Consider the following 13876-nt stretch of genomic DNA (forward strand, 5'->3'; position numbering starts at 1 on the left):
TCAGTCAATGAAAAACAAAAGGTCTTAGATTCTTTAAAAACCCAAGACCTTTCATTGCAAAAATATATTTCTATTCAAATAACTCCGCCAAATCAATCGTAAGCCCTTCAAAAATGGTTGATTTTAGTTCTCCTTCAAACATCGTTACGCCACTGTATAACTCGTATCTTCCATTCTGAACTGTATAAATTTCAATGTCTTGATATTGTGGGTCAATAATCCAATATTCTTTGACATTCAATCTTTCGTATAAATTCTTTTTATCAACTCTATCTCTAAGCACCGAGGAAGGAGAAATAATTTCAATCATTAAATCTGGAATTCCAATAATCCCATCATCCGTTATCATCGCTTGATTTTCAGTAGGTATGAAAACTAAATCTGGTTGTACAGCATTCAAATCATCTAAGAAAACATCAATAGGAGAAGCAAATAATTTTCCTAATCCTCTGTTCTTAACAAAGGTGCCTATCTCAATGCTTAAATACATCGAAATGTTTTGATGCTGTGGTCTTGGTGCAGATTTTTTCATGAGATAACCATTAATTAATTCGTAGTAGGCGTCATCGGTTTCGTCAAATTCCATTTGGCGAAACTCATGAATAGATATTTGTTTTAGCTGACTAACCATAATTTATATATTTATGATACAATTTAAAAAATTTATGCCAAAACTACAATTATCAAATATTAATTTGAATTTATGGGTTTACACAAAAAAAAGAGGCAGTCTCCAAAACCGTCTCTTCCCAAATATAAAATCTGTAAATTAATGCTTAATAGTATTTTTCTTCCATTAAATAATTTTTTACATAATCAGAAACGCCTTCCTCTAAAGTATGAAATGGACGCTCATAACCAATGGATTTAAGTTTCGACATATTGGCTTCTGTGAAATATTGGTATTTATCTCTAATATCTTCGGGTGTATCAACAAATGAGATAACTTCCTCATTGCCAAGAGCTTTGAAAGTGTTCTTTACTAAATCCATGAAGGTTCTTGCCTTGCCCGAACCTAAATTATATATGCCTGAATTTCTGCGGTGGTGCATTAAAAATAGACAAACTTCTACCACATCTTTTACATACACAAAATCTCTCATTTGTTCACCATTCTTAAAATCTGGATTATGCGAACGGAATAATTTCATGCCTCCCGTCTTTTTTATTTGGTTAAAAGTATGCCAAATTACCGAAGCCATTCGATTTTTATGAAATTCATTGGGTCCATATACGTTAAAGAATTTCAAACCCGCCCAAAAGAAAGGTTGTTCTTCCTGTTTCAAAGCCCAAATATCGAAGTCATTTTTTGAATCTCCGTAGGGATTTAAGGGCTTTAATTGTGGAATCAACGACTCATTATCATCATATCCTAACTCTCCTAAACCGTAAGTTGCCGCCGATGAAGCATAAACCAGCGGAATCTGATAATCGTGGCATTTTTTCCAGATTTTTTTCGAGTAATTGAGATTTAATTTATTGAAAATTTCAATATCAAACTCGGTCGTATCCGTTCTTGCCCCGATATGAAAACAAAATTCAACTTCTTGATAATTGGCATCCAACCAATCAAAAAAGTGTTCTCTTTCAACTCTTTCTTGAATCTTCTTGCCGACAAGATTCTTGTTTTTCTGTTCATCAGAAAAATCGTCAACTGCTATAATATAGTTAAAATTGTCTTGATTTAAACGTTGAATCAAGCAACTTCCAATAAAGCCTGCGGCACCTGTAACAATAATCATAAAGATTGGAGTAAAATTGTATTTATGCGTGTTAGGGAATTGTAATAAACTATCAAAATTATCATTAAGTATTGACTAAAACTATACACGATATTTTGAAAAAATATAAATTTTTCAAGAAATCATAAGTTTTTCTACTCAAAAAATAATACAATTCTCTTTTATCTATAACAATATGAAAGAATTGATTGTTTTGCATAATATCAAATCTGCTGTTTTGGATATTGTTGAATTTATTATTTTTTTGAGAATTGAAAACATTGTAATTTTACAGGTAATTAAGGTTTCAAATTTTAGAATTCTTAGTTATTGTTATTTTTATGGATTTTGTTGCTAATGTTTTCCCAGCAGAATCCCCACAATTTAAACACTGAAAACAATGGTTTACGTAAGTCGTAAAGAACATTTCAACGCCGCTCACCGGCTCTATAATCCAAACTGGTCTGAGGAAAAAAATCAGGAAGTTTTTGGACCTTGCTCAAATATTAATTGGCACGGGCATAATTTTGAACTCATCGTCACTGTCAAAGGAAATCCTGACCCTGATACTGGCTTTGTCATTGACCTAAAAGTTTTAGGCGATATTATTAAGCAAGAAATCATCGAAAAGGTTGATCATAAAAACCTTAATCTTGACGTGGATTTTATGCAAGGAAAAATGGCAAGTTGCGAGATTTTTGTGATGGAAATCTGGAAAATATTAGCTCCACAAGTTGCAGAGGCATCAAAAACGGCCAAATTGCACAGCCTACAATTATTTGAAACACAGAAAAATTTTGTCGAATATTTCGGGGAATAAATATTTGACTACAGGTTTTACGGATTAGACGGATTTACACTGATTAATTTTAAAAATCCGTGTGAATCGGTTAAATCCGTGGTCTAATTGTTTCATTCGTAGCATTAACTAACTGGAAATATGAAATACTATATCATTGCAGGAGAACGTTCGGGGGATTTGCATGGCTCCAATTTGATAAAAGGAATTCGTAAGCATGACCCAGATGCTCAGATACGTGCTTGGGGCGGTGATATGATGCAAGAAGCTGGTGCTGAAATAGTTAAGCATTACCGTGACTTGGCTTTTATGGGTTTTTTTGAGGTGATAAAGAACCTTCCTACTATTCTTGGTTTCCTTTCATTCTGTAAAAAAGACATCAAAAACTTCCAACCCGATGTGGTCATTCTGATTGATTATTCTGGTTTTAATATGCGAGTTGCCAAGTTTGCAAAACTCAATGGCTTCAAAAATTTCTATTATATTTCGCCAAAAGTATGGGCTTGGAATCAATCGAGAGCTTTGAAAATCAAGCAATTTGTGGATAAAATGTTCGTAATTTTTCCGTTTGAGAAAGACTTTTTTAAGCAGTATGATTATGAAGTTGAATACGTAGGAAATCCACTTTTTGATGCCATTGCCGATTTTACGCCTAATCCAAATTTTAGAAAAGACGCACGTCTCGGACAAAAACCAATCATTGCTTTGTTGCCAGGAAGTCGTAAACAAGAAGTGGATTCGATGTTGTCGATGATGTTGTCGCAGGTGTATGAATTTCCTGATTATCAGTTTGTCATCGGTACGGTTTCTAATCTCCCCAAAGAATTGTACGCTCGCTGGCAATCTATTTTTCCCGTAAAATTAGTGGTTGATAATGCTTATAATTTGCTTTCGGTGGCGGATGCGGCCTTAGTGACTTCGGGAACAGCCACGCTCGAAACGGCCCTTTTTAGTGTTCCTCAAGTGGTTTGTTATAAAGGCGGTTGGGCGGCATATCAGGTTTACAAGCGAGTGATTCGTGTACCATTTGTTTCGTTGGTGAATTTAATTGCAGGGCGTGAAGTGGTGAAGGAGTTATTGCAATATGATTTAACAAAAGAAAATTTGACGGAAGAATTATCGAAGATTACCATTAATCCAACCACTCGACAAAATCAGTTAGATGGATATGCAGAAATTAGAAAGATTTTGGGTGAAAAAGGAGCATCAGAACGAGCGGGAGAATTGATGGTTGCCGAAGTGAAAAAAGATAAAAAGTAAAAAAACAAAACGTAAAAAGGGTGAAAAAAGGTTCTAAAATGCCTGCTTTCACCCTTTTTACGTTTCGTGTCTTTTTTAGGCCGCTTCCAACAGATAATGCTGAATCCAGTCTTTTTTTACGCCATCAAATTGATTGTAATATAGGGCAATTTCTCTTAAATCTTCTTCTAAATGTCCAGATAAGAAATACGGTTCACGAGCAATAATTCTTCTGTTTGGGTAATCAAAAACAATCATGATTATAGGTACTTTTGCTTCTAAGGCAATATAATAAAATCCTGTTCTAAGTTTTGAAACCGCTTTTCTGGTGCCTTCTGGTGCAATAGCAATGTGTAAAGTTTCACTATTGCGAAAAAGGTTTACTACCGAATTTACCATGCCATTATTGCTGAATCTATCAACGGGTTTGCCACCGAGTGATCGAAAAAGGAAACCAAAAGGACCTTTAAATAATTCGGCTTTTCCTAAAAAACTTACCTTCGTTTTTAAGCTTGCTCTGGCAAATAAACCAATCGGAAAATCCTGCCACTTAGCATGAGGAGCCACAACGATAATACTTTTTTTGAGATTTGACGGGATTTCACCCACAAGTCGCCAACCTATGAGTTTGAAGACGAAAATATAAATTGAATTAAGCATTTTTGAAAAGTGGTTGTAATAATTAGAGAAATAAATAATTCAATAAATATAATTATTTCCTTACTAATTAGCAATTTATTTAGCCTAAATATCAATTTGCATGAAAGGATAGGGGGAAAAGCAAAGGATAAAAATGATTAAGGATAGCCAACCTAAAAGTTTACGTTTGAAGTCAAGTGGTTCATCAATTTCTACCTCTGGATGATAAATTCCCAAAAATCTTCCTAATAAAAAGATGAAAGGTAAAAATCCTGAAAAACCGTGTAATGAAGCAATTTGAGGAATATAACTCAATAAAAACTGAACGAGTACCACGCTCAAACTTAATACCCAAGCCGTTATTGGTTTTTCAGAAATCCTTGAAAAACAGATTCTTAGAAAGAAAATATAGGCCAATAACCAAGTTAAAAAATCCATTTCGTCGGTATATTGCCCGCCCATACCGATGTTTTTTATTTCGTTGATTGAAAATAAACCGTAACCCGCAAAAAGGGCAAATCCAATAAAAATTATGGGAGAAATAACTTTGAAATTTCGTTTTCCAATTAATCCATAAAGAATATGTCCTCCGTCTAATTGTCCAATTGGGAAGAGATTTAGCGCTGTAAAAAATAAAGATAAATATCCCGCCCAAATGAATGGATAATGCATAATTTCAAAATTTGGGGGTAATAACTTGGGATCGGCTACGTAATTTTTGAAGAGTTTGAACAATAAATTATCGCCTAACACTAATTGTCCATTCATAGATTTGACATCTTTCAAAATTTCTATGGGATAATTTGCCCCAAATTTGGCATATTCAGAATGAATAGTAAAAATATATTCTAATGGTGGTAGATGGGTAAAACCGTAAAACAACACGACCAAAGCTACCACAAAACCCGCCAAAGGCCCCGCAATACCAATATCAAAATATTCTTTTCGAGAGCGAGTACGACCAATAATTCGAATAACTGCGCCCATGGTACCGATACTCGTTGTGAAGGCACTTAACCACATCGGGATATAATAAGGTAATGAAACTTTGATTTTATAATAACGAGCCATGAAATAATGACCAAATTCATGGAAAGTCAAAATCCCGAGAAAGGGAATAGAAAATTGTAAACCTTGCCAAAAATCATTGGGGAAACGAAGTGCTGTGTCACTTTTTTCTAATAAAAAAAAATGTCCGGTAATAGCTTCGGCTCCTGCTAAAGTGGTGGTAATCAAGGTAATAATAAATAAAACGACTTGAATTATCTCGGTTTTATACTTCATTTTGGTTGTTGATTTACTTAAAATGGAACACGGATTAAACGGACTGGACACAGATAAAGTTTATCTTTTGTATCTAATCTATTTAATCCGTGTTCTGTAATTTTATCAAATTAATTATAAGCACCCATACCACTAAATTTATCAACCCTTTGGCTGATTCTTTGGGCTGGGGTTAATTTTTGTAGATCTGAAATCGTTTCTAAAATAACCTTTTTTACCATTCCGATGGCTAATTCATGGTTTAAATGAGCACCTCCCAATGGTTCAGGAATTATGCCATCTATCAAGCCATTGCCTTTCATATCATTGGCGGTCAATTTTAGCGCTTCGGCTGCTTGTTCTTTAAAATCCCAAGAACGCCAAAGAATTGATGAACATGATTCGGGAGAAATTACGGAATACCACGTATTTTCTAACATCAAAACTTTATCACCAATGGCAATTCCCAAGGCTCCACCTGAAGCACCTTCGCCAATAATGATACAAATAACGGGCACTTTCAACATAAACATATCACGGATATTGCGAGCAATCGCTTCTCCTTGTCCACGTTCTTCGGCTTCCAATCCTGGAAAGGCACCAGGCGTATCTATCAAAGTAACGATGGGCTTCCCAAATTTCTCCGCCATTTTCATTAAACGCAGGGCTTTTCTATAACCTTCTGGATTTGGCATTCCAAAATTTCTTAATTGGCGTTGTTTGGTATTTCGTCCTTTTTGCTGACCAATCAACATCACAGTTTGGTCGCCTATTTTCCCGAAACCTCCTACCATTGCTTTATCATCGCCCACCGTTCTATCCCCGTGAATTTCAATGAATTCATCGCACATTTGTTCGATATAATCCAGGGTATAAGGACGTTCTGGATGACGAGAAAGTTGGACTCTTTGCCAACGAGTAAGGTTTACAAAAGTCTCTTTTTTGAGTTCTTCAATAGAGGTTTCTAATTGAGAAACGGCCAGTGAAACATCAACATTATTGTCGATTGCCAACTTTTTCATCTCCGCCAATTTGGTTTCGAGAGCAGCAATCGGTTTTTCAAAATCTAACAAAGTACGCATGGGCAACAAAAAACGGAGCAAATCCGCAGGTTAGTGTGGCTACAAAATTAGTCAATTATGTTTTGAGAGGAGCAATATTTTTAAAATTTTGATGAGAAGAATTTATTTGCCCTTCAAACCTGCAATTAAATTTATCGTTAATGCCACCACAAATGTGTTCAGCGCAAATGATAATAAACTATGGAATAAGGCTAATCTTCTGATTTTTCGAGCGGAAATCTCAACATCCGAAACTTGGAAAGTCATGCCAATTACGAAGGAAAAATAGGCAAAATCTATATAATCAGGGTGCTTTTCATTGGGAAATTGTAATCCTTCGGCATTATTTTCAGTTCCTTTTTCATTGTCGTAATACAAATGAGCGTAATGAAAACAGAAAGTAGTGTGCACTAACGCCCACGATAATAAAATTCCTCCGATGATAATTGGTAAATAAACGGCCTCTTCCATGCCTAAAGAATCTTTTGAAATGACCAAAATTGCCACCGTAATCATGCTTACAAAAGAAGCAAAAACCACGGTAAAAAAGACAAATAGTTTGCCTCCATCGTCCGTTCGGGCTTTTTTTGTGATGTGGTCGGTGGTACTGGTAAAAAAAACAATCCAACTGATAATGATATAAGACAAAGCAAAAACATCCCATAAAATCATGGTAAAGATGGTTACATCAAAATGTAGGTTCTTCAAGAATAAAGAGGTAATGAGGGCTACGGTAGCACTAACAACTACCCGATGCACGGGGTCTGTATTGGTAAAAATATTTTCTGTTTTTTTTATTTTCATCATGTTTTGGGAAATTTAAGATACTCATATTGGTTTCATAAAGATAACACAGTCCTGAAAGTAAAGTTAATATTTCAAGCAAATACTAATCGTATTTGTGTGCCTTTTATTTGTATTTTTGCGTAAAAAAATACATAAAACACAAATATTATGAAATCAAGCTTACTCTTTCTATTCGTTTCATCTTTAATGTTTTCCTGTAAGAAAGAAGCCGAAAATAAAAATCAACTCATTGGTACTTGGCGGTTAATTGCGGGAACGCTCATTGAAAAAGGTGATACAACCATTACAGATTACACCAGCAAAATCTCTTTCATTAAAATAATCAACGATACACATTTTGCTTTTTTACAGCATGATTTGAATAAATTTAAAGATTCATCGGTCGTTTTTGGAGCGGGTGGAGGAAAATATACGTTGGTTGATCGTTTGTATAAAGAACAATTGGAATATTGCAATGCCAGAGAATGGGAAGGCAATAATTTTGATTATGTTATTACCATAAAAAACGATACGCTGATTCAAAGAGGAGTTGAAAAAGTAGAGAAGGTGGGCGTAAATCGTATTAATATTGAGAAATACATTCGGATGAAATAAATGGCAAGTCTTTTTTTGCTCAAAATTTAACGGGGTTTTCGCAAAGTTCGAGATAGTGTTCAATAATTCCCTGTTGGCCAGCGAAATACATCCTCGACGCAAAGTCATCAAGGCACACATTAAAAAGGCTTTGACGATTTCGTTCCTTCGCTTCTCGCATTATTTGTACTCGCCTTTCCCTTTCTATGGGTGTCCAGTCGTAGTGTTGCAATAAATTGACTTCTCTTATTATTTCGTTTACCATGCCATTGATACTGTTTTGAGTTTTACGGCCATACCGAGTAGATAGAACTTTTTTGATTTTTACAGAACTGAAATTTTATAGCAAAACACTAATTATTAAAGTGTGCCAATATAAAATTAATTTAATTGAATAACTTTACAAATTAAATGGTAAACAATTATATTGAAGTTTATTATTCGATAAATTTTAGCTTAATAACCTACCGTATAAAAATAAAGACACTCCATCCATGCAATCTCCAAAATTTAAAATATATTCCTCTTCTGCAGGCTCAGGCAAGACCTATACACTTGCGAAAGAATACATCAAATTAGCCCTTAAAACCACCTCTCCGTGGTATTTTAACCATATTTTGGCGGTAACTTTTACTAAAAAAGCCTCCGAAGAAATGAAGGAGCGAATCATGAAATACCTTCGCCAATTTGCCAGTGATGACCCAAAAGATAAGGAAGAATCAAACGGTATTTTTCAACAAATTTTGGCTGAATTACAGGAAGATGGTGTGGTGATTAATGAGTGGGAATTACGCAAACGTGCCAACAATACCTTCAAACATATTATCCACGAATACGCCAATTTTTCGGTTTCAACGATTGATTCTTTTGTCCAAAGAATCGTGGCGGCATTTACGGAAGAATTGGGTTTTCCTTTCAATTTTGAAGTAAGTCTTGATTCCGGTGTGTTGTTGGATGCTGCCGTTGAGCAATTATTTCAAAAGGTAAATACCGAAAATTTTGAGCAAATCACGGAGGCAATTCAGAGTTTTGCGATGGAAAAAGCCAATGAAGGCAAATCGTGGAATCGCTTGCCTGAAGAGTTGGCCGCATTTGGCAAAAGTCTGCTTTCTGACCAATTTCAAACTTCGGTAGAATTACTTTCAGAATTGCAACCCGCTGATCTTTTGACCATTGAAGAAAAATTAAAAGCCTATTGTGAATATATTGAAACCAAAATAAAAGCCATTACAAACACTGCTTCCGAATCTATTTATGAGGCCGATATTGATGTGGAGGATTTTTATTATTCCAAAAATGGAGTAGGAGCATACTTTCAAAAACTGCAATATCAGGACGTTTTTTATAAAGCAAATTCCTATGTAAATAAGGCTTTGAATGACGATATGTGGTATTCAAAAACCTGTAAAAAGGATATTTCTGCCAGAATAGATGGTGTAAAAGATGAATTACGCTTGTATTTAGAGGAAATTGTCAAAATTCATACGAATGAAAAACCTAAATATATCCTCTACAAAGAAGTCTCAAAACAACTCAAAAAATTAGCTTTGTTGAGTCAATTAAAAAAGGAAATTGCTGATATTCAGGATGATACGGGACAAATTCATATTTCGGAATTTAATCGAAAAATTCTCGAAATCGTGATGACCGAGCCAATTCCATTTGTATATGAGCGTTTGGGCGAAAAATTCAACCATATTCTCATTGACGAATTTCAAGATACTTCAACTTTACAATGGCATAATTTCTTGCCTTTGGTGGAAAATTCTTTAGCCAATGGACATTTTAATTTGGCAGTTGGCGATGCCAAACAATCCATTTATCGTTTTAGGGGGGGCGAAATGGAGCTGATTGTTCATCTTCACAAAGAGAATTTGGAGGCTTTGGTGGTGGGTCACGAAGACAACGATTTTTTGATTGAACGTTACCAAAGTATTCGTCAATATCTGAAACCCGAGAACCTCACGACCAATTATCGGAGTGCCAAAGAAATTATCAAATTCAACAATGATATTTTTCAGTTTATTAAGGAATCGCCTGATAATGAGATAATTGCGCCGATTTTGCCAAAGGTTTACGATGAATTTTTTGCGCAACAAATTCCGCCCAATTCAAAATCGGGTGGACACGTAGAGATTGATTTTTTAACGGGCGATGGTGAAGATGAATTGATGTTGGATAGAATTGTGGAAATTATTGAAGAAAGTCTTTCAGCGGGTTATTCTTACGAAGATATGGCCATTCTTTGTCGCAAAAATTCTCACGCCAGAATAGTTGCCAGTTCTTTGAAAGATGCAAATATTCAAGTGATTTCTTCGGATTCATTAAATTTAAACTTTTCCGAGGCCGTCAATCTGACAATCGCTTTGATGAAAGTAGTGCAGAACCCCGAAAATACCTTAGCAAAATACGAGGCAATTTATTTGTTTTATCGAGTAGTATTAAAACAAATTCCTAACACGGACGATAATCAAATTATTAAGCAAGCCATTGAGAATAAGGATGTTAATCAATTTTATCAATTAATTGAAAAGCAAGGATTTTATCTAAATTCATTCCGTTTGCAACAAATGGCATTATATGAAGTAGCGGAGAAAATTATTAATACTTTTCATCTTTTTGAACATTATAAAGAATTGGATTTTTTATTCCGATTCTTAGATGTGGTACTCGAATTTCAGACCAAAAAAAGTACGCATCTTACCGATTTTTTACTATTTTGGGAACAGAAAAAAAATGTACTTTCTATCTCCACACCCGACGGTCAGAATGCCGTCACGGTAACCTCAATTCACAAGGCGAAAGGTTTGGAATATCCTATCGTGATTATTCCGTATTGTCATTGGTCGATGGATACAAGTTTGTATTCTGAAATTTGGGCGGATTTGCCAAAAGAGGTTGAATTTAAGTCCAATTTAATCACTTCGTTAAAAACTTCGCCTTTGCGAATTACCAATAAATTAGCCGAAACGGTGATTGCGCCACAGTATCATGCCGAGAAGGAAAAGACATTTTTGGAGAGTCTTAATATGTTGTACGTTGCCCTCACTCGACCCACTGACCGACTCTATTTAATCGTTAAAAAGGATACTTTCAAATTTGAAAAAACCGTTGGGAATCAATTATACCGTTTTGCGGGCTGTCCTGAAATTGAGAAAGGCGAAAGATTTATCGAAATTTTGAGTCAAGGAGAACACAAGAAAGTAAAATTTGAAACAGAAAAAGAGGTTCAAGTTATTGAAATTCAGGCTATTGAAAGTTCTGAAAAAAGCGATACCATAAAATTAAGACAATCCGCCGAACGACTTTTTGACCTTGAAACTTTCGAGAAAAGTCGTGATTATGGTAATAAAATTCATAATACTTTTGCCAAAATAAAAACGATTAATGACGTTGACTTTGCCTTAGAAGAATCTGTAAGAGAAGGCTTAATTATGGAAAGTGAATTGGAAAACTTACGCACAAATATCCTTAAAATTATTAATTTAGTCCGCATAAAACCGCTCTTTTCTGTCCATCAAGATTTGGTAAAAAACGAACGTGAAATTTTGATGCCCAAAGGAAATCCCCTTCGCCCCGACCGAGTTGTGAGGCTGAAAGACCGTATTGTGATTTTGGACTACAAAACAGGTTCAAAATCAGAATCACACAAAACCCAAGTGCGTCAATACATGAATATTTATCGAGACATGGGACACCCAAAAGTGGAAGGAATTTTGGTGTATTTGGAAGGAGAGGAGGTTATGGAGGTTTTTTAGCGTTATTGTTTTATTAATGGCATGGCTCAATGTTATGCCATCAATAAGTATTTATACTTAACTCAATTTCTGGGTCATTTTCCAATCTCATAAAATGCTTATTTTCATACAATTACCAATTTTCTGACAAAATCGTAGCACATTTAGTCTTTAAGTCCATAATATTTACCTAACTTTGTATCCCGTAACAACAGGTTGCGGATTTGTCCTCCTCCTAAGTTTCTTTTCACCCAAAGTCCCATTCGTATTGTACTCAGCTTGAATAATTATCTCAATTGGATAATCATAATACTGTTTTTGCTAACATACGACCTGCGACGTTAAGACTTACGATTAAAATAAATTAATAATATCATGTCAAGTAAAGGGCAACCTAAAATCGCAAAATACATTTTTGTTACAGGTGGTGTAACATCATCTTTGGGCAAGGGAATTGTAGCTTCTTCATTAGCTAAATTGCTCCAATCCAGAGGTTTATCAGTAACCATTCAAAAATTTGATCCTTATATTAATATCGACCCTGGCACGCTTAATCCTTACGAACACGGTGAATGTTATGTTACCAACGATGGTGCTGAAACTGACCTTGACCTCGGACATTATGAGCGTTTCTTGGGAGTACCGACTTCGCAAGCCAATAATATTACTACGGGAAGGGTGTATTATAATGTAATTACGAGAGAACGCAAAGGAGATTATTTAGGAAAAACCGTTCAAGTTATTCCTCATATTACGGACGAAATCAAACGAAATATTTTGATTTTGGGTGAAACAGGCTTGTACGATATCGTAATTACTGAAATTGGCGGTTGTGTTGGAGACATAGAATCATTGCCTTTTATTGAAGCAGCTCGTCAATTAAAATGGGATTTAGGCGAGAAAAATACGCTGTTTATTCACTTGACGTTGGTGCCTTATTTGGCTTCTGCGGGAGAATTAAAGACAAAACCAACGCAACATTCAGTGCGTGCTTTGTCGCAATTGGGGGTTCAGCCAGATATTATTGTTTGTAGAACAGAGCACACAATTCCAGTGGAAATGCGCCGTAAAATTGCCTTATTTTGTAACGTTTCTTCAAATGATGTAATTGAGTCAATTGATGCGGAGACAATTTATGACGTGCCTTTATTGATGCGAAAAGAGAAACTTGACCAACGTGCTTTATATAAATTGGATATTTACAACGATAAAGATGCTGATTTAGAAAGTTGGAAAAATTTCTTAGGAAAACTCAAAAATCCAACGGAGCAAATTACGATAGGTTTAGTAGGGAAATACGTTGAATTAAAGGATTCTTATAAATCAATTGCCGAAGCCTTAATTCATGCGGGAGCAATGAATGAAACGAAAGTAAATGTAATCTGGCTTTCTTCTGAAAATTTAGTTGAAATAGGTTATGAAAAGAAATTAGAAGAATTAGACGGAATATTGGTGGCTCCAGGTTTTGGAGAAAGAGGTATCGAAGGTAAAATTAATGCCGTAAGATACGCTCGTGAAAATAAAGTGCCATTTTTTGGAATTTGTCTCGGAATGCAATGCGCTGTTATTGAATACGCACGCAATGTACTTGGTTTAGAAGATGCTCACTCATCAGAAATGAATCCACAAACGACCAATCCCGTAATTGATTTGATGGAAGAACAAAAATTGGTAACCAACAAAGGTGGAACCATGCGTTTGGGAGCTTATGGTTGTAAATTAGAGAAAGGTTCGTTGGCACATCATGTTTACGGAAAACTTAATATTCAAGAGCGTCACCGTCACCGTTATGAATTTAATAATGCCTATTTAGAGAAATTCAAATCAGCGGGATTAATTCCAACGGGCGTTAACACAGAATCAGGATTAGTAGAAATTGTTGAATTGAAAGACCATCCTTATTTTATTGGGGTACAATTTCATCCAGAATATAAATCAACGGTTATAAATCCAGCACCTTTATTCATTCATTTTGTGAAGGCAGTGTTGAAGAATGCAATTCCACTAATGAAAGGTGTAAAATAGGAAAGTTGTATT

Annotated in this window: 12 protein-coding genes; 5 read left to right on the forward strand and 7 right to left on the reverse strand. The window is 35.1% G+C overall.

The window, feature by feature from the left end:
* Window positions 1–70: 70 nt before the first annotated feature.
* Window positions 71–586 carry a Uma2 family endonuclease gene (locus AC1W31_RS00940; RefSeq protein WP_481732514.1) on the reverse strand — a complete coding sequence of 172 codons (516 nt, stop codon included), beginning with the start codon at window positions 584–586 and terminating at the stop codon, window positions 71–73.
* A 190-nt stretch (window positions 587–776) separates the two neighbouring features.
* On the reverse strand, window positions 777–1742 hold the full coding sequence (gene rfaD / locus AC1W31_RS00945; protein WP_481732515.1) for an ADP-glyceromanno-heptose 6-epimerase: 966 nt from the start codon (window positions 1740–1742) through the stop codon (window positions 777–779).
* A 379-nt stretch (window positions 1743–2121) separates the two neighbouring features.
* Between rfaD and AC1W31_RS00950 the strand changes: the two genes are divergently transcribed.
* Window positions 2122–2541, forward strand: a complete 420-nt coding sequence (locus AC1W31_RS00950) for a 6-pyruvoyl trahydropterin synthase family protein (protein ID WP_481732516.1) — start codon at window positions 2122–2124, stop codon at window positions 2539–2541.
* Window positions 2542–2661: 120 nt separating this feature from the next.
* A complete protein-coding gene (lpxB, locus tag AC1W31_RS00955) occupies window positions 2662–3780 on the forward strand; it encodes a lipid-A-disaccharide synthase (protein ID WP_481732517.1) in 1119 nt (372 codons plus the stop codon).
* Window positions 3781–3855: 75 nt separating this feature from the next.
* Here lpxB and AC1W31_RS00960 read toward each other — a convergent pair whose 3' ends face one another.
* The 4 genes from AC1W31_RS00960 to AC1W31_RS00975 form a co-directional block, all read right to left on the reverse strand.
* On the reverse strand, window positions 3856–4419 hold the full coding sequence (locus AC1W31_RS00960; RefSeq protein ID WP_481732518.1) for a 1-acyl-sn-glycerol-3-phosphate acyltransferase: 564 nt from the start codon (window positions 4417–4419) through the stop codon (window positions 3856–3858).
* An 84-nt stretch (window positions 4420–4503) separates the two neighbouring features.
* Window positions 4504–5682: a site-2 protease family protein gene (locus AC1W31_RS00965; protein ID WP_481732519.1), complete on the reverse strand. Its 1179-nt coding sequence runs from the start codon at window positions 5680–5682 to the stop codon at window positions 4504–4506.
* Between the two features lie 110 nt (window positions 5683–5792).
* Window positions 5793–6743: an acetyl-CoA carboxylase carboxyltransferase subunit alpha gene (locus AC1W31_RS00970; protein ID WP_481732577.1), complete on the reverse strand. Its 951-nt coding sequence runs from the start codon at window positions 6741–6743 to the stop codon at window positions 5793–5795.
* Window positions 6744–6845: 102 nt separating this feature from the next.
* Complete coding sequence (locus AC1W31_RS00975; protein ID WP_481732520.1) at window positions 6846–7529, reverse strand: DUF1345 domain-containing protein; 684 nt, start codon at window positions 7527–7529, stop codon at window positions 6846–6848.
* Window positions 7530–7676: 147 nt separating this feature from the next.
* On the opposite strand from AC1W31_RS00975, the gene AC1W31_RS00980 reads away from it, so the two are divergent.
* On the forward strand, window positions 7677–8123 hold the full coding sequence (locus AC1W31_RS00980) for a hypothetical protein (protein WP_481732521.1): 447 nt from the start codon (window positions 7677–7679) through the stop codon (window positions 8121–8123).
* 19 nt (window positions 8124–8142) lie between these two features.
* Here AC1W31_RS00980 and AC1W31_RS00985 read toward each other — a convergent pair whose 3' ends face one another.
* Window positions 8143–8367, reverse strand: coding sequence for a hypothetical protein (locus tag AC1W31_RS00985; RefSeq protein WP_481732522.1), 225 nt, complete (start codon window positions 8365–8367; stop codon window positions 8143–8145).
* A gap of 229 nt (window positions 8368–8596) precedes the next feature.
* On the opposite strand from AC1W31_RS00985, the gene AC1W31_RS00990 reads away from it, so the two are divergent.
* Window positions 8597–11860: a UvrD-helicase domain-containing protein gene (locus AC1W31_RS00990; RefSeq protein WP_481732523.1), complete on the forward strand. Its 3264-nt coding sequence runs from the start codon at window positions 8597–8599 to the stop codon at window positions 11858–11860.
* Between the two features lie 354 nt (window positions 11861–12214).
* Window positions 12215–13864, forward strand: a complete 1650-nt coding sequence (locus AC1W31_RS00995; RefSeq protein WP_481732524.1) for a CTP synthase — start codon at window positions 12215–12217, stop codon at window positions 13862–13864.
* Window positions 13865–13876 lie beyond the last annotated feature (12 nt).

Source organism: Arcicella sp., from assembly GCF_964672035.1.